General features: G+C 66.4%; 18 protein-coding genes and 1 tRNA gene. 11 read left to right on the top strand and 8 right to left on the bottom strand.

Going from position 1 to position 19,843, the window contains the following annotated elements; genetic code table 11:
• Nucleotides 1–59 precede the first annotated feature (59 nt).
• Nucleotides 60–1,265: a glycogen synthase gene (gene glgA / locus KKR91_RS09125; protein ID WP_210228852.1), complete on the top strand. Its 1,206-nt coding sequence runs from the start codon at nucleotides 60–62 to the stop codon at nucleotides 1,263–1,265.
• 43 nt (nucleotides 1,266–1,308) lie between these two features.
• Here glgA and KKR91_RS09120 read toward each other — a convergent pair whose 3' ends face one another.
• Nucleotides 1,309–3,405, bottom strand: coding sequence for an acyl-CoA dehydrogenase family protein (locus tag KKR91_RS09120; RefSeq protein ID WP_210228850.1), 2,097 nt, complete (start codon nucleotides 3,403–3,405; stop codon nucleotides 1,309–1,311).
• Nucleotides 3,406–3,493: 88 nt separating this feature from the next.
• The gene (locus KKR91_RS09115) at nucleotides 3,494–4,216 is read right to left on the bottom strand and encodes a TetR/AcrR family transcriptional regulator (RefSeq protein WP_210228848.1); all 723 of its coding nucleotides are present in this window, start codon (nucleotides 4,214–4,216) and stop codon (nucleotides 3,494–3,496) included.
• Between the two features lie 79 nt (nucleotides 4,217–4,295).
• On the opposite strand from KKR91_RS09115, the gene KKR91_RS09110 reads away from it, so the two are divergent.
• From KKR91_RS09110 to KKR91_RS09095, 4 genes are read left to right on the top strand one after another with little or no spacing between them, the layout of a single operon-like run.
• Nucleotides 4,296–5,633, top strand: a complete 1,338-nt coding sequence (locus tag KKR91_RS09110; protein ID WP_210228846.1) for an acetyl-CoA C-acetyltransferase — start codon at nucleotides 4,296–4,298, stop codon at nucleotides 5,631–5,633.
• A gap of 2 nt (nucleotides 5,634–5,635) precedes the next feature.
• Complete coding sequence (locus KKR91_RS09105) at nucleotides 5,636–6,976, top strand: 3-oxoacyl-ACP reductase (RefSeq protein ID WP_210228844.1); 1,341 nt, start codon at nucleotides 5,636–5,638, stop codon at nucleotides 6,974–6,976.
• Nucleotides 6,973–7,950: a MaoC family dehydratase gene (locus KKR91_RS09100; protein ID WP_210228842.1), complete on the top strand. Its 978-nt coding sequence runs from the start codon at nucleotides 6,973–6,975 to the stop codon at nucleotides 7,948–7,950. The genes KKR91_RS09105 and KKR91_RS09100 overlap by 4 nt, the downstream gene beginning before the upstream one ends.
• A complete protein-coding gene (locus KKR91_RS09095) occupies nucleotides 7,947–9,191 on the top strand; it encodes a kynureninase (protein WP_210228841.1) in 1,245 nt (414 codons plus the stop codon). The genes KKR91_RS09100 and KKR91_RS09095 overlap by 4 nt, the downstream gene beginning before the upstream one ends.
• On the opposite strand, the gene KKR91_RS09090 is transcribed toward KKR91_RS09095, so the two are convergent.
• The 3 genes from KKR91_RS09090 to KKR91_RS09080 form a co-directional block, all read right to left on the bottom strand.
• Nucleotides 9,188–9,592: a universal stress protein gene (locus KKR91_RS09090; protein ID WP_210228839.1), complete on the bottom strand. Its 405-nt coding sequence runs from the start codon at nucleotides 9,590–9,592 to the stop codon at nucleotides 9,188–9,190. The two genes, KKR91_RS09095 and KKR91_RS09090, sit on opposite strands and share 4 nt — an antisense overlap.
• 39 nt (nucleotides 9,593–9,631) lie before the next feature.
• Complete coding sequence (locus KKR91_RS09085; RefSeq protein WP_210228837.1) at nucleotides 9,632–11,038, bottom strand: APC family permease; 1,407 nt, start codon at nucleotides 11,036–11,038, stop codon at nucleotides 9,632–9,634.
• A 185-nt stretch (nucleotides 11,039–11,223) separates the two neighbouring features.
• Entirely contained in the window at nucleotides 11,224–12,531 is a 1,308-nt protein-coding gene (locus KKR91_RS09080; protein ID WP_210228835.1) for a hemolysin family protein, read from the bottom strand.
• Between the two features lie 223 nt (nucleotides 12,532–12,754).
• On the opposite strand from KKR91_RS09080, the gene KKR91_RS09075 reads away from it, so the two are divergent.
• Nucleotides 12,755–13,168, top strand: coding sequence for a DUF7144 family membrane protein (locus KKR91_RS09075; protein WP_210228833.1), 414 nt, complete (start codon nucleotides 12,755–12,757; stop codon nucleotides 13,166–13,168).
• Nucleotides 13,169–13,309: 141 nt separating this feature from the next.
• Here the strand turns inward: KKR91_RS09075 and KKR91_RS09070 are convergent.
• Nucleotides 13,310–13,392 (bottom strand) — tRNA-Leu (locus KKR91_RS09070).
• Between the two features lie 147 nt (nucleotides 13,393–13,539).
• Between KKR91_RS09070 and KKR91_RS09065 the strand changes: the two genes are divergently transcribed.
• Nucleotides 13,540–14,859, top strand: coding sequence for a M20/M25/M40 family metallo-hydrolase (locus tag KKR91_RS09065; RefSeq protein WP_210228831.1), 1,320 nt, complete (start codon nucleotides 13,540–13,542; stop codon nucleotides 14,857–14,859).
• A gap of 12 nt (nucleotides 14,860–14,871) precedes the next feature.
• Nucleotides 14,872–16,062, top strand: a complete 1,191-nt coding sequence (locus KKR91_RS09060) for an acyl-CoA dehydrogenase family protein (RefSeq protein WP_210228829.1) — start codon at nucleotides 14,872–14,874, stop codon at nucleotides 16,060–16,062.
• Between the two features lie 8 nt (nucleotides 16,063–16,070).
• On the opposite strand, the gene KKR91_RS09055 is transcribed toward KKR91_RS09060, so the two are convergent.
• The gene (locus tag KKR91_RS09055) at nucleotides 16,071–16,304 is read right to left on the bottom strand and encodes a DUF5703 family protein (protein ID WP_210228827.1); all 234 of its coding nucleotides are present in this window, start codon (nucleotides 16,302–16,304) and stop codon (nucleotides 16,071–16,073) included.
• A 41-nt stretch (nucleotides 16,305–16,345) separates the two neighbouring features.
• Between KKR91_RS09055 and KKR91_RS09050 the strand changes: the two genes are divergently transcribed.
• The 3 genes from KKR91_RS09050 to mshC all read left to right on the top strand — a co-directional run bounded on the left by KKR91_RS09050 (nucleotide 16,346) and on the right by mshC (nucleotide 18,828).
• Complete coding sequence (locus KKR91_RS09050) at nucleotides 16,346–16,630, top strand: hypothetical protein (protein WP_210228825.1); 285 nt, start codon at nucleotides 16,346–16,348, stop codon at nucleotides 16,628–16,630.
• Nucleotides 16,631–16,696: 66 nt separating this feature from the next.
• Nucleotides 16,697–17,521 carry an undecaprenyl-diphosphate phosphatase gene (locus KKR91_RS09045; protein ID WP_210228822.1) on the top strand — a complete coding sequence of 275 codons (825 nt, stop codon included), beginning with the start codon at nucleotides 16,697–16,699 and terminating at the stop codon, nucleotides 17,519–17,521.
• Nucleotides 17,522–17,544: 23 nt separating this feature from the next.
• Nucleotides 17,545–18,828: a cysteine--1-D-myo-inosityl 2-amino-2-deoxy-alpha-D-glucopyranoside ligase gene (gene mshC, locus KKR91_RS09040; protein ID WP_210228820.1), complete on the top strand. Its 1,284-nt coding sequence runs from the start codon at nucleotides 17,545–17,547 to the stop codon at nucleotides 18,826–18,828.
• A 74-nt stretch (nucleotides 18,829–18,902) separates the two neighbouring features.
• On the opposite strand, the gene KKR91_RS09035 is transcribed toward mshC, so the two are convergent.
• The gene (locus KKR91_RS09035; RefSeq protein WP_475561699.1) at nucleotides 18,903–19,781 is read right to left on the bottom strand and encodes a PAC2 family protein; all 879 of its coding nucleotides are present in this window, start codon (nucleotides 19,779–19,781) and stop codon (nucleotides 18,903–18,905) included.
• Nucleotides 19,782–19,843: the final 62 nt, after the last annotated feature.

Genomic DNA, 19,843 nt, shown 5'->3' with positions numbered 1-19,843 from the left:
AATAAGTCTGCTGTTCTTCACACTAGATCACCCGAGTGGCAGTGCACTACGTTGGTTTAGTGCGAGTTGATATTGTGTCCAAGGAATTCCCGCCCGAAATCTACGGCGGAGCAGGCGTCCACGTAGCCGAACTCAGCCGGGTGCTGGCCGAGCATGTGGACCTCCATGTCCATGCCTTTGGTGCCCCCCGGCCCGAGGACTACCACGGTGCCGTAGTGCGCTCCTACGGCGTGCCGGCCGAACTCGGGGCCGCCAACCCCGCGGTGCAGACCCTCGGCACCGACCTGGAGATCCTGCAGGGCCTGGCCGGAGCGGACCTGGTGCATTCCCACACCTGGTACGCCAACATGGCCGGACATCTCGGCTCGCTCCTGTACGGCATCCCGCATGTCCTCAGCGCCCACAGCCTGGAGCCGCTGCGCCCGTGGAAGGCCGAGCAGCTCGGCGGCGGTTACGCCGTCTCCTCCTGGGTGGAGAAAACGGCGTACGACGCCGCCGCGGCCATCATTGCGGTGTCGGAGGGGATGCGCCAGGACATCCTGCGCAGCTATCCCGAGGTTGATCCGAACAAGGTGCGCGTGGTGCACAACGGCATCGACGTTGACCTGTGGCGCCCCGATACGGATCCGGAAGGCATCCGGGCCCTGGGGATCGATCCGGACCGTCCCAGCGTCGTCTTTGTCGGACGCAATACCCGGCAGAAGGGGGTCCCGTACCTGCTTCGCGCCGCCGCCCTGCTGCCGCCGGAGGTACAGCTCGTCCTGTGCCTCGGCGCCGCCGACACCCCGGAGCTGGCGGCGGAAACCGCGGTGCTGATCGAGGAGCTGCGGGAGCACCGCAGCGGCGTCGTCGTCATTGAGCGGATGCTGCCGCGCGCCGAACTCATCAAGGTCCTCAGCTCAGCCACCGTTTTTGCGTGCCCGTCCATCTATGAGCCGCTGGGCATCGTCAATCTGGAGGCCATGGCCTGCGGAACGGCCGTTGTGGCTTCCGCTACCGGCGGCATTCCCGAGGTGGTTGCCCCGGGCCTCACCGGGCTGCTCGTCCCGTTGGAGCAGGTCTCGGACGGCACCGGAACACCGCTGGATCCGAATGGCTTCGTGCGGGACTTCGCCGCGGCGCTGACCGAGGTTGTCACTGACCCGGACCGGGCGCAGCGCATGGGCGAGGCCGGACGCCGCCGGGCCACCGAGGAGTTTTCCTGGTCATCCATTGCCGCCGCCACCTTGGAGGTTTACAGGTCGGTCCTGCCGGAAGCCCGCTGACCCGGACCGCGTTTGCGGTCCGGGCCTGCTTCCCTACCGGTACTTAGCGGTTGCCCTTGGCTGCCTGCTTCTTGCGCTGGATCAGGATTTTCTCATCCACCGGAGCGGCGCCGGAGGCGCGCATCAGCCGCTGGTATTCCATGGCCTCGTCCTGCCGCGTCTTCTCGGCGCCGGTGGCAACCGAAGCACGCAGATGCTCGGGACCGTAACCGAAGGCATCCACCAGATCCAGGGCATGGGGCCGGATCTTGGCCAGAAGCCGGTTGATGTACGGACCCAGGGTGCGGGCCCGCTGTGAGGACAGCCGGCCGTGCATCAGGTACCAGGAGAGGTTCTTCTCGATCAGGCACAGGCCGAACAGATCGCGCACCCACGTCATCACCTGACGGGTGCCGGCATCCTCGATGGTGTCCAGCCCCCTGGTGAAGGCCTCCCACTGCAGCAGTTCGGAATGCGCCCGTGCAGCCTCGATCAGGGCATGCTGGTTGTCGTTGAAGACAGCCGCACCCTTGTCCTTGGGCAGCTTGCGGGCACCGCGCAGGGCACCGGCAACTTCGGCAACCATGGTCCCCACCCGGTCCGTCAGCAGGTCCCGCTGCGTCTTGGGGTCGCGCAGGGCAATGGCGGATTTCTTTTCCGAGCCGGTGTCCGCAAACGCCTGGACAATCTGCCGCAGGCCGGTGCGGTGCATGGTGCGGTCGGTGGCCTGGCCGACGGCGTACCGGGCGAGGACGCCGAAGTCAGCTCCCACGAATTCCTTGGCGTAGTCGGCGAGCAGGCGCTTGGCGACCAGTTGCAGCAGGACGGTGTTGTCGCCCTCGAATGTGGCGTAGATATCCAGGTCGGCACGCAGGGCGGTCAGCCGGTTTTCGGCCAGGAAGCCGGCGCCGCCGGTGGCCTCGCGCGCTTCCTGCAGCGTGTCCAGGGCGTGCCAGGTCGAGAGCGACTTCAATCCGGCTGCCAGCGTCTCCAGATCCTGGCGGTCTTCGTCAGTGTCGTGGGCGCCGGAGAAGACGTCGTCGAACTTATGCAGCAGTTCCTCGTGCGCGAAGGCCGCAGCGTACGTGGTGGCCAGCCGCGGCAGGAGCCGGCGCTGGTGCTGCTGGTAGTCCATCAGGACTTCCTCGGTGATGTCCGACGCGCCGTTGAACTGCCGCCGCTCGGTGCCGTACTGGATGGCGGTCTTCAGGGCCAGCTTGCTGGCGGCCACTGCGGCGCCGTCCAGGGACACCCGGCCCTGGACCAGGGTGCCGATCATCGTGAAGAAACGCCGGCCCGGGCTCTCGATCGACGACGTGTAGGTACCGTCGGCTGCAACATCGCCGTAGCGGTTGAGCAGGTTGGTGCGGGGAACGCGGACGTTGGAGAAGTGCAGCCTGCCGTTGTCGATGCCGTTCAGGCCGCCCTTGACGCCGTCATCCTCGCCTCCGACGCCGGGCAGGAAGCCGTTGTCGTCGCGCAGTTCGACGTAGAACGCGTGCACTCCGTGGTCCACCCCTGCGGTGATGAGGTGGGCGAAGACCACGGCGGCCTTGCCGTGGACTGCGGCGTTGCCGATGTAGTCCTTCCATGCGGCGCGGAACGGAGTGTTGATGATGAACTCTTCCGTGGCGGCGTCGTATTCGGCGGTGGTGGCAATGCTGGCCACATCGGAACCGTGTCCGGTTTCAGTCATCGCGAAGCAGCCGGGGATCTCCAGGCTCATGATGCCGGGCAGCCACTTCTCGTGGTGTTCCTTAGTGCCCAGATGCATGACGGCGCCGCCGAACAGGCCCCACTGCACGCCAGCCTTGATCTGCAGCGACGGGTCAGCCACCACCAGTTCGCCGAAGCCGGCCACGTTGCCGCCATGGCTGTCCTCGCCGCCGAGGGAGGAGGGGAACGCCCGGTGCACGGCCTTGGCGTCCACCAGGATCTTCAGCTGCGTCATGACGCGTTCGCGGTGCTCTGTGTGCGACAGGCCTGCAGGCGTGTGCAGGGCGTCGCTGCCGGCGAGCGCGCGGGCCTGGAGGCGTTCGTCAGCCCATTTGCCCAGCAGTACCCGGCTCAGGGCGTCCACGTTGATGACTGCGCTGTCATCATCGCGGACGGAGGCACCGGCGGGGATCTGGCGTTCGGTACTGGAGATTGCTTGCGTCATTGCGTGTCCTTCTCGTTGTTGTAGTGCCTGTGGGATTTCGCAGTGCGTGGAACTGCGGGGAGGAAGCTTGTGGAAAGGCGCTGCCCGGTCACCGGGTGCCCTGCTCGTACCCGATGCCGTCAAAAAGCCAGGTGGTGAGCTGGCGGGTCATTTGTTCTTCGGTTGGCTTGCCGGGACCCGGTTCGGCCGCGAGCCAGCGTTCACCGGCAGCCCGGACCATCCCCAGTGCCGCGGTGGGCCAAAAACCGGCAGCAGCTCCCAGGCGCGGCGCATCGGGGCCGGCGGGGGAGTCGGCGGCGGATTCTGCCGGGGATTCAGTGTCGAGATAAGCCCGCATGGCGCGGGCCATCATCGCTGTGATGGCATCCAGGAAATGGGACAGGCTCTCAGCGAACCGCGGCTCGGCGTTTCCGGCGGCTTCACCTGCGGAACGCCCGGTGACGAAGGCGTAGACCTGGGGCGAGGTCTGGGCCATCTGCAGGTAAGCGGAGACCATGGCCTGCATACCCGCCCGGGGTGATTCCGCCGTCCGTCCGGCAGCCAGGATCCGCTCCTGCATCTGCGTCAGGACCAGGTCGCCCATGGCCTGCTGCAGCCCGGCTTTGTCCCCGAAGTACCGGTAGTACACCGACTTCGACGTGCCCGACGCTGCGGCAATTTCCTCCATGGAAGCGCCCGCCCCCAGGGCGTGCACGGCCCTTCGCGCTGCCTTGATCAGTTCATGGCGGCGTTCGGTCCGGTGGGCTTCCCAGCGCAGGGACCGTCCATCCGACGGTGCGGGGGAGGGAGGATCCTCAAGAGCAGTGTTCACGATACTGAGCGTATCAGGTACGCTGGGTTGCAGTAACCTCCCTCACATTTTTGCAGCCACCCCCAAGGAGATCAGAGTCATGGCCGTACACCCCCAGGCCGAGTCCGCCGCAACCGGCGGGTCCACCCCTGCTCCCACCGCCCGGAAGGCCGTCGTCATCGGCGGAAACCGCATTCCCTTTGCCCGGTCCGGCGGCAAGTACACCTACAGTTCCAACCAGGACATGCTGACCGCAGCCCTGGACGGGCTCGTGGCCCGGTTCGGGCTCCAGGGCGAGCGCATCGGCGAAGTCGCCGGCGGCGCCGTGCTGAAGCACTCCCGGGACTTCAATCTGACCCGCGAGGCAGTGCTGGGATCCGCACTGTCCGCTGAAACCCCCGCCTACGATGTGCAGCAGGCATGCGCCACCGGACTCGAGACCGTGATCAGCCTGGCCAACAAGATCAAGCTCGGCCAGCTTGAGTCCGCAATTGCCGGCGGAGTGGACTCCGCTTCCGACGCGCCGATCGCCGTCAGCGAAGGCCTGCGCCGGGCCCTGCTGGACCTGTCCCGGGCCAAGACCACCAAGCAGAAGCTGGCTGCGGTTGCCCGGATCCGACCCAAGGACCTGGCCCCCAACGCTCCCTCCACCGGCGAGCCCCGCACCGGGCTGTCCATGGGCGAGCACCAGGCACTCACCACCGCGCAGTGGAAGATCACCCGCGAAGCACAGGATGAGCTGGCGCTGGCCAGCCACCGCAACATGGCGGCTGCCTACGACCGCGGCTTCTTCGACGACCTGGTGACTCCGTACCGCGGCCTCTCCAGGGACGCCAACCTGCGCCCGGACACCACCATGGAAAAGCTGGGCAAGCTGAAGCCCGCCTTCGGCCGTGCCCTGGGCGATGAAGCGACCATGACCGCCGGCAACTCCACCCCCCTGACCGACGGAGCCTCGGTGGTCCTGCTGGGGTCGGAGGACTTCGCCCGCGAGCATGACCTGCCGATGCTGGCCAATATCGTTGATGCCGAAGCCGGTGCCGTGGACTTCGTGCACGGCAAGGACGGCCTGCTGATGGCCCCCGCCTTTGCCGTGCCGCGCCTGCTGGCCCGCAACGGCCTGACGCTGGATGACTTCGACTTCTTCGAAATCCACGAAGCCTTCGCCGGCACCGTGCTCAGCACGCTGGCTGCCTGGGAGGACGACGAGTTCTGCCGCACACGCCTCGGCCTGGAAGGCCCGCTGGGAACCATCGACCGTTCCAAGCTGAACGTCAACGGCTCCTCGCTGGCCGCAGGCCACCCGTTCGCCGCCACCGGCGGACGCATCGTTGCCTCCCTGGCCAAGATGCTCCACGAAAAGGGCTCCGGCCGCGGCCTCATTTCCATCTGCGCCGCAGGCGGCCAGGGTCTCGTCGCGATCCTTGAGGCACGCTGATCATGGGCGACACCTACCTGAACCTCGTCAATTCCGGCATCACCAAGGAAATCGCGAAGAAGCTGGGCCTGCCCCGGCCGTCCGTCCTGCGCCGCTTTGATCCGTCCAAGCCGCTGGTCCCCGGACCGGTGCTGGTCCTGGGCAAGGGTGAGGCAGCCGATGAGCTCTCGCAGCTGCTGCTGCGCTGGGACCAGGACGTCCGCCGGCACGCAACGCCCAAGGAGAAGCTCGGCGCCATCCTACTGGTCCTGGATACCGCTGGCGCACCCGAAGACCTGGGCGAGGCAACCCTGGCCGCCGGTGCCGCCCTGCGCGACCTGGCCCCGGGCGGCCGCGTTCTCACCATCTCCCGGCCCGCGGCGGAAGCCCTGGCTCCCGAGGCCGCCGCTGCCCGGCAGGGCGTGGACGGTTTGCTGCGTTCCATTGCCCACGAACTCCGCGACGGTGCCACCGCCAACGGAATCGTGCTGGCCAACGGCGTCCAGGCCACGGCCCCGTCGGTTGCGGCGGCCCTGCGCTTCCTGCTCTCGGGCAAGAGCGCCTATGTCAGCGGCCAGTTCATAACCGTTGGTTCCGAGGCCGGGGTCTTGCCCGCGGACTGGAACGCTCCGCTGGCGGGCAAGGTTGCAGTCGTGACCGGAGCCGCCCGCGGCATCGGCGCCGCCATCGCCCGCACCCTCCACCGCGACGGCGCCACCGTCATCGTCGTCGATGTTCCGGCCGCCGGCGAGCAGCTGGCGAAGGTCGCCAACGAGATCTCCGGCACCGCCCTGCAGGTGGACATCACCCGCGACGACGCCGCCGAGCGCATCCTGGCGCACGCCAAGGAACGCTACGGCCACCTCGATATCGTCATCCATAACGCCGGCATCACCCGCGACAAGCTCCTGGCCAACATGGATGAGTCCCGCTGGGGCTCGGTCATCGCCGTGAACATCGCTTCACAGCTGAAGATGAACACGGCCCTGCTGGCCTCGGACACCTTCACTCCGGAAGGCCGTATCGTGTCGCTGGCTTCCACCAGCGGCATTGCCGGTAACCGCGGCCAGACCAACTATGCCGCGTCCAAGGGCGGTGTGATTGGCATGGTGCGCGCCACGGCACCGCTGCTGGCACCGCGCGGCGGGTCCATTAATGCCGTCGCCCCCGGGTTCATCGAGACCGATATGACTGCCGCAATTCCGGCGCTCACCCGCCAGGTGGCCCGCCGCCTGAGCAGCCTGCAGCAGGGGGGCCTGCCCATCGATGTTGCCGAGACCATCGCCTTCCTGGCCTCTGACGCCGCTGCCGGCGTCAACGGACAGGTTGTGCGTGTGTGCGGCCAGAATATGGTGGGCGCATGAGTGAGACGGTTTTGAATGAGACGGTGCTGTCCGAGATCCCGTCGCTCGGCCGGCTCTACCTTGGTGCCGCGGGCGCGGCTGCCAAGGCCCGCCTGTCATCAGCGGAGGCCCCGACCGAGCTGCCGGCAGCCCGGCACACCGTGCATTCCGCCCGCGTTGAGCTTGACCGGCTGGCAGCCTTCCAGCGCCTGGTGCTGCACAGCGCCTCCGACTACCTCCCTTCGGGCTACGTGCATACTTTTGCCTTCCCGGTGGCGCTGAGCCTGATGGCCCGGGACGATTTCCCGCTGCCGCTGCTGGGCATGGTCCATTTGGGCAACCGGGTGCAGCACTTCCGGCCCATCCACTACACCGAGCCGCTGACGGTTACCGCCTGGGCGGAAAACCTGGCCGGACACCGTTCCGGCACCCAGGTGGAACTCGTGGTGGAGGTTCGGGCGCCGGATTCGGCAGCAGCCGATCCGGCCGGCGAGCTGGTGTGGCGCGGCCGATCAACCTATCTGGCCAAGGGCGTGTTCCTGACCCGCTTTGACCGCCCGCAGGCACCGGCCCAGCGGCCGGACTTCGTCCCTCCGCAGCCCACCGCGCTGTGGCGGCTCGGGGCCGACGCCGGGCGCAACTACGCCATGGTCTCCGGTGACTTCAACCCCATCCACCTGTCCCGGCTCTCGGCCAAGGCGCTGGGGATGAAGCGCTCCCTGGCGCACGGCATGTATCTCGCCTCCCGCGTGGTGGGGGATGCGGTGCCCGACGCCCTGGACGCGTTCGAATGGAAGATCGATTTCGAGGCGCCGGTATTCCTTCCGGCGACGCTGTCCCTGAATGTCTGCGACAGGGAGGAGGACGGCGGTTACGCCGGGACGACCTTTACCGGCTGGAACGCCCGTTCCCTGCGCCGGCACTTCGCCGGGACCGTCACGCCGCTGGACACCGCCGCGGCAAAAGTGGGGGAAACGGCGGAAACGCTTTCATGACTGAGGTGGATGACCTGCTGCTGGCAGCCAAGGAACTCGACGCGGCGGATCCGCTGGCCGGCTACCGGGACAGGTTCCTGGAAGCCGGCGGCGTCCGGTCCTATCTGGACGGCAACTCACTGGGCCGTCCGCTGAAGTCCACTGCGGAGCACCTGCAGCAGTTCGTGCGTGAGCAGTGGGGCGGGCGGCTGATCCGCGGTTGGGACGAGCAGTGGCTGGAGCTTCCCGGGCTGATCGGGGATGCGCTGGGCGCGGCAGCGCTCGGTGCCGCGCCCGGCCAGTGCATCGTCGCCGATTCCACCACTGTCCTGCTGTACAAGCTCGCGCGCGCGGCGGTTGCCGCGCGTCCGGGCCGCAGCGAGATTGTGCTGGACGCCGACAACTTTCCCACTGACCGCTACGTCATGGAGGGCATCGCCCGCGAGTGCGGGCTGACCCTGCGCTGGGTGGCCGCCGACTACAACGGCGGGGTCACACCTGACGCCGTGGCAGCCGCCGTCGGCCCCCGGACCGCCCTGGCGGTGTTCAGCCACGTTGCGTACCGTTCCGGATTCCTGGCCGACGCCGCAGCCATCACGCAAACAGTTCACGACGCCGGCGGGCTGGTGCTCTGGGACCTTTGCCATTCGGTTGGTGCGGTCCCGGCGCAACTCGACGCCTGGGACGTGGATTATGCGGTGGGCTGCAGCTACAAGTACCTCAACGGCGGCCCAGGCGCTCCGGCCTGGGCCTACGTGGCACAGCGGCACCACGAGGACTTCGTACAACCAATCCAGGGCTGGCTGGGCAGTGCAGACCCCTTTGGCATGGCGCAGGGATTTGAGCCGGCCGCCGGTATCCGGCGGCTCGTCTCCGGCACCCCTCCGGTCCTGGGGATGATCGCCATGCAGGACATGATCGGCCTGATCAGCGAGGCCGGGATCGAGGCCGTCCGCGCCAAGTCGGTGGCCCTGACCGAATACGCCCTTTCCGCCGTCGACGCCCTGCTGGCGCCGCTAGGGGTAACGGTGGCATCCCCGCGGGACGCCTCCAGGCGCGGCAGCCACATCACCATCGACCATCCCTCGTTCAAGGCAGTGACCGCAGCCCTCTGGGAGCAGGGCATCATTCCCGACTACCGCAACCCCGAAGGGATCCGGCTGGGACTCTCGCCGTTGTCGACGCCGTTCGAAGAGACCCTCATCGGTGTCGAAGCCATCCGGGTGGAACTCTCCCGGCAGGGCAGGAACCCGGGCAGCTAGGAAGTGGCCTTCACGGCCAGCACCGGGCAGTCGGCCTGCAGCAGGACCCGCTGCGCCGTGCTGCCCAGCAGCATCTTGCCCACCGGGGTGCGGCGCCGCAGCCCCAGAACGACCAGTTCAACCTCCGCACCCGAGGCGACGTTGAGGATTTCCTCGGCCGGGTCATAGTCGCCCACGGGGTGGACCAGGCGGTACTCGGTTCCGGCGGCGGTGAGTTCGGCCTCGAGTTTCTCCAGCGCCGCGTTGTTGGCGTCTTCCTGCTCCTGGTGGTGGAGGCCGTGGCGGGGGAAGGCCACGTTGACGATTACCAGCGGCACCGAGCGGAGAAGGGCCTCGCGGCGGGCCGCATCCAGGGCGGCAGTGCCCTCCGGGGTGGGAAGAAATCCGACGACAATACTCATGGCGTTCCTGACGTTGAGGGTGGAAACGGGCGGGGCACCTTAGCCCCGGAGTTCTTCGGCGTCGGTGAAACGCGTCTTCTGGGCGCGCACTGCCCGGTTCCAGAACCAGGTCAGGACCCAGAGCACCAGTCCCAGGAGCAGCAGCAGACCCGCGATCTGGTATTCGATCGGGTCCTGGGCCCACGGCCCCAGCAGGAACGCGCAGGTGAACACCCCCACGTAGGGGAGGAAGCCGGGGGAGCGGAAGTGCTTGCCCTCGTGCGGGGTGCGGCGCAGTACCAGGCAGGCCACGTTGACCACGGTGAACACCGCCAGCAGCAGCAGCGCGGTGGTTCCGCCCAGGGCGGTGACGGTTTCCTTGCCCATGAAGTTGGTGACGAGGATGATCAGGCAGAGCGCAATGGCGGTGGTGAACAGGATGGATGCCCACGGGGTGCGGCGGCCGGGAAGCACCTTGGACAGCGACCGGGGAAGGACATCCTGCTTCGCCATGCCGTACAGCAGGCGGCTGGCCATCAGCATGTTGATCAGCGCGGTGTTGGCCACGGCAAAGATGGACAGGAAGGGGTAGATGACGTCGACCGGCAGGTTGGGCGCTCCGGTACGGACCACTTCGAGCAGCGGCGTTGCGCTTTCGGAAAGCTGTCCCACGGGAACAATGGCCACCGCGGCAATCGATACCAGGAGGTAGACAATCAGGGTAATGCTCAGGCCGGTCAGCATGACTTTCGGGAAGATCTTCGCCGGGTCCCGGGTTTCCTCGGCCATATTCACCGAGTCTTCAAACCCGACCATGGAGAAGAAGGCCAGCGACGTGGCGGCGGTCAGGGCCAGGAAGATGCTCTTGTTGCCTTCGGTTTCAAAGACCATGACGCGGGAGAAATCAACGTTTCCCTGGCCCATGGCCCAGAACCCGATAAGGATGACGATCAGCAGGCCGGTGAGTTCAATAGCGGTCAGCACCACGTTGAATTTGATGCTCTCACCCACGCCACGCAGGTTGATCGCGGCCAGGACCAGCATGAAGATGACTGCCACCCAGGTGACACCTGTCTGTCCCCACTCAAGGTTGAATCCGACAATGAAGTTCTCGGCAAGGAATTTCGCGGCTGTGGACGCGGAGGTGATGCCCGAGCTGAGTACGGCGAAGGTCACCAGAAAGGTAACAAAATGGATGCCGAAGGCTTTGTGGGCGTAGAGCGCTGCGCCTGCAGCCTGCGGGAATTTCGTCACCAGCTCCAGGTAGGACAGGGCGGTGATGGTGGCGACGGCGAACGCCACCAGGATGGGTGCCCAGGCGGCACCGCCGATTTCCCCGGCAACCTGGCCCGTCAGGGCATAAACACCGGTGCCCAGAATATCGCCGACAATGAAGAGGAGCAGGAGCTTTGTCCCCATCACCCGCTTGAGTTCTGGTTCGCCGGCGCTGGTGGTGGTATCGGCCATGGCTGCATTCCTGCTTTCTGTCTATCTGTGGTGCATGCGGGCTGCGTGCCGTAAGGAGTCTGCGGAAAAGAGCCGCAGCACGTTGCCCGGTAATTCTCTGCGCTGTTAACGGGCAAAGCAATGTTACGGGAAACAACGAGGGTTCGCGGTGCCGGACCGGGAACTGCACAGCGGCCCGAGTGCTGCTATTCCGCTTTTGCCCGCTCCGGGATGACCCGAACGCCGGCAATCCGCCGGCGCTGCATGCTCAGCACCTCCAGTTCGCATCCCGGTGCGCCGACGACGTCGCCGGGCCGGGCAATCCTTCCCAACCGCTCAAGGATGTAGCCACCAACCGTTTCGTACTGCCCCTCGGGAAGGGCAACACCGGTAAGCCGCTCGAATTCCTGCAGGATCAGCGCACCGTCCACCACCAGGTCGCCGCGGATCCGCCGGTACCGGTCTTCGGGATCGCGGGACGTGTCGTATTCGTCGTAGATTTCCCCGACGAGTTCCTCGACCAGGTCCTCCAGGGTGACAATGCCGTCCGTGCCGCCATACTCGTCGGCGACAATCGCGATCTGGCTGCCGTCCCGCCGCATCCTCGACAACGAAGGGACCACCGCCGCCGTGCCGGGGAGGAACAGGATCGGGCGTACGATGTCGCCGACTGTGAGCCCGGCCGTACCGCCGTCGTCGTCATTTCCCCGGACCAGGTCACGCACATGGACGAAGCCCAGGACATCATCGGGGGACTGGCCGATGACGGGATACCGCGAATAGGGCAGGGTGTGGACTTTCGCCCTGGCCTGGGCCAGGGTCAGGGCCGCGGGCAGGAAGGTCACCTGCGGCCGGGGACGCATCACCTCCTGCAGCAGGCGGCTCCCGGCGCCGAATACATCCGAGAGAATCCGCCGGCTGTCCTCGGCCAGGACAGGGCTCGCCGCCACCATGTCCCAAAGCTCCTGTGAGCTGACCGGGGGAGTGCGGAGTTTCGGGTCCCCGCCGAGCAGGCGCACCACGGTGTCGGTGGAAACGGACAACAGTTTGATCACCGGGCGCATGACGACGGCGAATACGTTCAGCGGGGGTGCCAGGAGGCGGGTGAACCGTTCGGCATTCTGCATGGCCAGGCGCTTGGGCACCAGCTCCCCAAAGACCAGTGAAAGGTAGGCGACGGCGAGGGTCAGCAGGATAAAGGCGACGGCGTCAGCTGCCGGCTCCGGCATGCCCAGGCTGCGCAGCGCCGGTGACAGGGCCGGGGCCAGGGCGGACGCGCCGTAGGCGGCAGAGAAAAAACCCGACAACGTGACGCCGATCTGGATCGAGGACAGGAAGAGGTTCGGATTGCGGGCCAGTTCGGCAATTTTCCGGCCTCCGGCGCCGGAGGCCTCAATGCGGCTGATCTGGCTCTCGCGCAGGGATACCAAAGCCATCTCTGTACCGGCGAAAATCCCGCCCAGCAGCACGAAAAACACGACGAGAAGAGCATTGATGAGCGTGCTGCCGTCCATAGACTGAAGGCTACCGGCGCCCGGCGGCAGTGACCACGCCGAGTGCCCCGCAGGGTGCCGGCCGGTGCGGTCCGGCGGGTTTGGCCGGTTCAGCGGCCAAGCCTGCCCCGCCATTGACCCGCATCGAAGGCGGGGAAGATAATTGATGTACTACGCGTCTTCCGACACGGCTGCGGCCGGCAAGAGACCGACGGCAGTGCCTCCAATCGAAAGCGGCGGCACCATGAGTACTGTCCAGCAACCCCTCACTTCCTCCGGCTGGACCGATTGGATCCGCTTCGCCGGCGTCATCCTGTTGGTTAACGGGATCTTCAGCGTCGTCCAGGCGCTGGTCGCCCTGATCGGTTCCAACACCTACTATGCGGTGGTGGAAGGGGACCTGTTCCTCTTTGACACCACGGGATGGGGTTGGTGGAACCTGTTCATCGGGGCGTTCCTGATCCTCACGGCCTTTGGACTCTTCGCCCAGGCCGTCTGGGCCCGGGTGGTCGGCGTAATCCTGGCCGTCCTCAGCGCGGTGGTGCAGCTGCTGCTGGTCCCGGTCCAGCCGTGGTGGTCGCTGATCGTGATCGCCATTGATGTGCTCATCATTTACGCGATCATCGCGCACGGCAACGACCGGCGGGCCGCAGCCTGAGCGCATTCCCGTCGGCTCCTGAAGACCTCCCGTCCCAGCGTGGTTGAGATCACGCCCGGCAGGTTTGTGGGGTCGGCGAATGGGTGCCTGGGCATACAAAAGTGCCCCTCGGAATCCGAAGATTCCGAGGGGTACATATTGTGCGCGGAGGGGGACTTGAACCCCCACCCTCGTTAGAGGACTAGCACCTCAAGCTAGCGCGTCTGCCATTCCGCCACCCGCGCTTGGGTGTTTGCCGCAAGCTCTTTAGTCGTTCAAAAGCTGCGGAAGCAACGGGAAAAACTCTAACACGGTTTTGGCCGCAACCGTAAATCGGCGCTGGTCAGGCCTTCGGTGACTAGGCTGGCAGCAACGCAATCGAAGGAGAAACCATGCCTGAGTCCACCGCTCACGGGAGTACCGCCGAAGACGAAGTCACGCGGATCTGCCAGGAGCTGATCCGCTTTGACACGTCAAACTTCGGAGACGGCTCGGGGCCGGGGGAGCGTGCAGCAGCCGAGTACACCGCCGGCCTGATCGAGGAGGCCGGACTCCATGCCGACCTGTTCGAGTCAGCCCCCGGCCGGGCGTCCGTGGTGACCCGGATGGAGGGCCTCGATTCTTCCCTGCCGGCCCTGGTGGTCCACGGACACCTGGACGTGGTGCCGGCCCAGAAGCAGGACTGGTCGGTGGACCCGTTCAGCGGGGAGGAACGCGACGGACTGATCTGGGGCCGCGGTGCCGTGGACATGAAGGACATGGACGCCATGATCCTCTCGGTGATGCGCAGCATGGCGCGCACCGGAACCAAGCCGAAGCGGGACATCGTGTTCGCCTTCTTTGCCGATGAGGAAGCCGGGGGGAACTACGGCGCCGGCTGGGCCGTGGAACACCGCCGCGACCTGTTTGAAGGGGCCACGGAAGCGATCTCGGAAGTTGGTGGATTCTCCGCGACGATCGGCGGCAAACGGACCTACCTGCTGCAGACGGCCGAGAAAGGCATCTCCTGGCTGCGGCTGGCCGCCCACGGCCGTGCCGGCCACGGGTCGCAGATCAACACCGACAACGCCGTGACCCGGCTGGCCCGCGCCGTAGCGACCATCGGCGCCCATCCCTGGCCGATCCAGCTCACCGACACCACGCGGGCCTTCCTGGACGGCGTCACCGAACTCACCGGCGTCGAGTTCGACCCGCAGAACCCCGAACGGCTGCTGGCCGAACTGGGAACCGTGGCCCGGTTCGTGGGTGCCACGCTCCAGAACACCGCCAATCCCACCGTCCTGAAGGCCGGCTACAAGCACAACGTGATCCCCGGTACGGCGGAAGCGCTTATTGATGTCCGGACCCTGCCCGGGCAGGAGGAACAGGTCCTGGCCACCATCAAGGACCTCGCCGGCCCCGGCATCGACGTCACCTACGACCACAAGGACGTCTCCCTCGAAGTCCCGTTCAAGGGCAACCTGGTGGATTCCATGATCGGCGCCCTGCAGGCCGAGGACCCGGGGGCACCGGTGCTGCCCTACACACTGTCGGGCGGCACTGACAACAAGTCCCTGAGCCGGCTCGGGATCACCGGCTATGGTTTTGCACCGCTGCGCCTGCCGGAAGACCTGGACTTCACCGGCATGTTCCACGGCGTCGACGAACGGGTGCCCGTTGACTCACTGAAGTTCGGCACCAGGGTCCTGTCCCGCCTGCTGGCCGGTTACTAGGAAGTGGCACCCGTGAAGGTTACCGATATCCTGACCCCCGCCCTCCTGGAACGTTTGCGCAGCCGGGCCGCCGGCTACGACCGGGACAACAGCTTCTTCACCGAAGACCTGGCTGACCTGCGCAGTGCCGGCTACCTCGCCCTGTTCAGCCCGAAGGAGTCGGGCGGCGCGGGCTTCACCGTCGGGCAGGTAGTCCAGTGCCAGCGGCTGCTCGCCACGGCGGCGCCGGCCACGGCGCTGGCGGTCAACATGCACCTGGTCTGGTGCGGAGTAGCGCACCTGCTGGCATTACGCGGCGACGCCTCCCTGGCCTTTGTGCTCGACGACGCGGCCAAGGGGGAGCTCTACGCTTTCGGTGTCTCGGAGCCGGGCAACGCCGCGGTGCTGTTCGATTCCTTCACCGCGGCCCGGCCGCAGGGCGACGGTTCGTATGCGTTTACGGGAACCAAGATCTTCACCAGCCTTTCCCCGGCCTGGACCCGGCTGGGGATCTTCGGACGCGACGATTCCGATCCGGCCGACCCCCGGCTGGTGTTTGGCTTCGCCCCGCGCGGTACGGCCGGAATCACCGTCAGGGACGACTGGAACACCATGGGCATGCGTGCCAGCCAGTCATGCACCACAGTGCTGGACAACGCGGTGCTGACCGCTGATCAAGTGGTGCGTACAACTCCTGTGGGCCCGCACTCCGACGCTTTCGTCTTTGGCATCTTCAGCCTGTTCGAGACCCTGCTCTCCGCTGTGTACACGGGGGTGGGCGACCGCGCCGTCGAGCTGGCAGTCCAGGCGGCGCAGCGGCGGACGACGCGCGGCGGCGGGTCTGCGGCGCATGACCCGCACACCCGGTGGAAGGTGGCGGACGCCGCTATCCGGATGGACGGCATCCATCCCCAGCTGGAGGCTATTGCCCGGGACCTCGAAGATGGCACCGACCACGGCAGCCTCTGGTTCCCGCGCCTCTCCTCGCTGAAATACCGGGCTACCGAAACGGCCCGCTCCGTGGTGGAAACCGCTGTCCGGGTCAGTGGCGGTGCCAGCTATTCGAAGGGCAACGAGCTGGAGCGGCTGTACCGGGACGTCCTGGCCGGCATGTTCCATCCCTCCAGCGAGGACTCGGTCCATGCCTCGGTGGCCAATGCCTGGCTTGGCCCGGTGCCCGATGAGGCGCCGGCGAGGTCCGGGGGCGCAGCGCAGGGATCCTGAGCCGGGGTTCAGGCGGTGCGGTGCACGCGCATGATGCGGCGGCGGAGCCAGAACCGCCGCGCGCCGCCCGAGTAGATGCAGCTGCGGTGCAGTTCCCACTTGCCATATTCGGCGTGTTCAACGATGATCCTGCGGGCCTCGGAGACTGAATCTCCGGGATTTACCGAGACCACCAGATATTCGTAGTCACGGCTGTTTTCGTCTGCCCGCCGGGTTCCGGGCCGGAGAATTTGTTCGCGCATATCCCTCCAATTTTGCCTACTTTACCGCTAACGTCTAGGGCATGAGCATAGATCCGCGCATCGCGCTCCAATCCCTGATGGCTGCCCTCGAAGAGCATTTGACGGCCGCCTCGCGGCGCCGCGGAGACAAGGATCCGCTGGTCGAATCCGCCTATCTGGCTGTCGCTGATGCCTTCGAGGTATACGAGGAGGTCCTCTACGACGCCTACGGGGAGGTCACCCCCTTGGAGATCTATGAAGACGACGACGAAGACTTTGACGGCGATTTCGAGGACGACGGCGAAGACGCCAGCGAAAACGCCTCCGGACTCCAGCCCGGAAAGTAGTCCGGGGCCGTCCCCTCCGGGACGGCTGGCAGGGCAGATGCGGGCCGTGGCCTAGAGTTCTATGTTGTGAATTGGTTTGAAGCGCTCTTCCTCGGTCTCATTCAAGGTCTGACAGAATTCCTCCCCATCTCGTCCAGTGCCCACCTGCGGATTGTGGGTGAACTGCTGCCCGGAGCCCAAGACCCGGGCGCGGCGTTCACCGCGATAACCCAGCTGGGCACGGAGACTGCGGTAGCGGTGTACTTCTGGAAGGACATCGTCCGGATCATCAAGGCATGGTTCGCCTCCCTCGCCGGCCGGGTGCCCCGCAGCGACCCCGACGCGCGGATGGGCTGGCTGATCATTATCGGAACGCTGCCCATCGTCATCCTGGGCCTGCTGTTCCAGGACCAGATCGAAAGCACCTTCCGCAGCCTGTGGATCGTGGCAACCATGCTGATCGTCTTCGGCATCATCCTGGCTATTGCCGACGCCGTCGGCAAGCAGGAGCGCAGCCTCGAAAAGCTCACGTACAAGCACGGCATCCTCTATGGATTTGCGCAGGCCCTGGCCCTTATTCCGGGCGTCAGCCGGTCCGGCGGCACCATCACCGCAGGCCTCTTCATGGGCTACACCCGGGAAGCGGCCGCGCGGTACGCCTTCCTGCTTGCCATTCCGGCGGTCTTCGGCAGCGGGCTGTTCCAGCTGGTGAAGTCCCTGGACGAGCCCATGGTTTACGGCGGTTGGGAAACCGCAGGTGCCACCCTCGTGGCCTTCGTTGTGGGATTCATCATCATCGGCTGGTTCCTTCGCTACGTCTCGACCCGCGGCTACAGCCTGTTTGTCTGGTACAGGATCCTCCTCGGCGTCGTGATTTACATTCTGCTGGGCCTCGGCGTACTCAGTGCCTGACAACGGAAAGTAGAGTTGAACCTGTGATTGCGTGGAAATCCTCCCCCCTGCCCGCCCTGCCCGGAACCTCGCCGGAGGTACGCCTCCACGACACCGCCCTGCACCGCACCGTGCCGGTGCACACCGGAGGCCAGGCCAGCCTCTACGTCTGCGGCATCACCCCGTACGACGCGACACACATGGGACATGCCTCAACGTATGTGGCCTTTGACCTGCTCAACCGGCAGTGGCGTGATGCGGGCAACACGGTGCGTTATGTGCAGAACGTGACTGACGTTGACGATCCGCTGCTGGAGCGTGCCAACGCCCGCGGGCTGGACTGGCGGGAACTGGCGCAGGAACAGACCCAGCTCTTCCGTGACGACATGGAAGCCCTGAACGTGCTGCCCCCCGAGAACTACATCGGCGCCGTGGAATCCATCGAGTGGATTGTGCCAGTGGTCGAGGACCTGCTGCGCCGCGGCCTCGCCTACCGGGTGGACGGCGAGGGCGATGAGCCCGACGGCGACGTCTACTTTTCCGTGGATGCGGCGAACCGCCTGGATCCCGAAGATCCCAACGCGTGGCGCCTGGGTGCAGTCTCCGGCCTCGCCCCGGAGCAGATGCTCCCCCTGTTCGCTGAACGCGGCGGGGATCCGGCGCGGCCGGGCAAGCGCAACGCCCTGGATCCGCTCCTGTGGCGCGTTCAGCGTCAGGGTGAGCCGTTCTGGGACGGCTCCTCTCTGGGCAACGGCCGCCCCGGCTGGCACATCGAATGCTCGGTCATCGCGCAGCGCTTCCTTCCGGCGCCGTTCACCGTGCAGGCAGGCGGCTCCGACCTGGTGTTCCCGCACCATGAGATGAGTGCCGGCCATGCGTATGCGTGCTCCGGGACACCGCTGGCCAGCCACTACGCCCACGCGGGCATGGTGGGCCTGGACGGCGAAAAGATGAGCAAGTCCCTGGGCAACCTGGTGCTGGTGTCCCGGCTCCGCGAGCAGGGCACAGATCCGGCCGCCATCCGGACGGTCCTGCTCAGCCATCATTACCGCACCGACTGGTTCTGGACGGCAGAGCAGCTCACCGACGCCGAGGAACGCCTCTCGCGCTGGCGCCGCGCCCTGCCCCTGACCGCACGGCCGGACGCTGAAGCCATGCTCGCCGCCGTGCGTGCCGCGTTGGCAAATGATCTGGACGCCCCCGCTGCACTGAAGGCAGTGGACGCCTGGGCAACGGCTGCGATGGCAACTCCGGCGTCGGACACCACGGGAGAGGCCGCGGAGCTTGCGTCGTCGGCCGTTGACGCGCTGCTGGGCATCCGCCTCTAGGAGCTTAACCAGGTCCAGCCGCGCTACGCCTGGGCGCGCCTGGTCCGGCTGCGGCCGGTCTAATCGCGCCTGGTCTAATCGCGCCTGCGGCGCTTGAGGTAGCGTTCGAATTCCCGCGCGATCGATTCCCCGCTGGCTTCGGGCAGATCGGCCGTGTCCTTGGCCTCCTCCAGCTGGCGCACGTACGCGGAGATTTCCGGATCATCCGTGGCCAGTTCGTCGACCCCGCGTTCCCACGCATCCGCCTCATCGGTGAGCAGCGTGGTGTCCAGGGGGGCCTGCAGCAGTTCCTCGATGCGGTGCAGCAGCGAGAGCTGGGCCTTGGGTGAGGGGGAGTGGCCCACATAATGCGGCACTGCGGCCCACAGCGAGATGGCCGGGATGTCCGCCAGGCCGGCCATCTCGGCGAGTACCCCCACGATTCCGATCGGACCCTCATAGTGGGAGGACTCCACTTTGAGTTCCTCGCGCAGGCTGGCCTCCTCGCAGGTCACGGTAACCGGAATCGGGCGGGTGTGCGGAACGTCCGCCAGCAGCGCACCGGCCAGGACAATGCAGTCGACGTCGAGCTCCTTCGCCAGCGCGATCAGTTCCGCCGTGTACGCACGCCACCTGTAGGACGGCTCGACACCGGAGACGAAGATGACGTCCAGATTGGAGTCCGGAACCTCCGCCCGGGAGATCCGGGTGGTGGGCCATTTAATCCTGCGCTCACCGGACGCCAACCGTTCAATGGCAGGGCGGGTGAACTGGAAATCGTAGTAATCGTCGGCATTCAGGCTCGCGATCTTCTCGCTCTCCCAAAACACGCTCAGGAATTTCAGCGCGTCGCTGGCGGCCTCGCCGGCGTCGTTCCAGCCCTCGAAGGCTGCCAGCATCACTGTGGTGCGCTCCTGGGAGACGCCGAAAAAGTCCTGCAGCCCTACGGGCGGGGTTTGGTCGGTATTGCTCACAGACTCACCCTATGACGACACCGGCGCCCTGTCAGGACCACCGGAGGGCGCAGTCGCTCGGA

It is taken from the genome of Arthrobacter jiangjiafuii (genome assembly GCF_018622995.1).
Classification (GTDB): Bacteria; Actinomycetota; Actinomycetes; order Actinomycetales; family Micrococcaceae; genus Arthrobacter_B; species Arthrobacter_B jiangjiafuii.
This window is presented reverse-complemented; position numbering and strand designations above follow the sequence as displayed.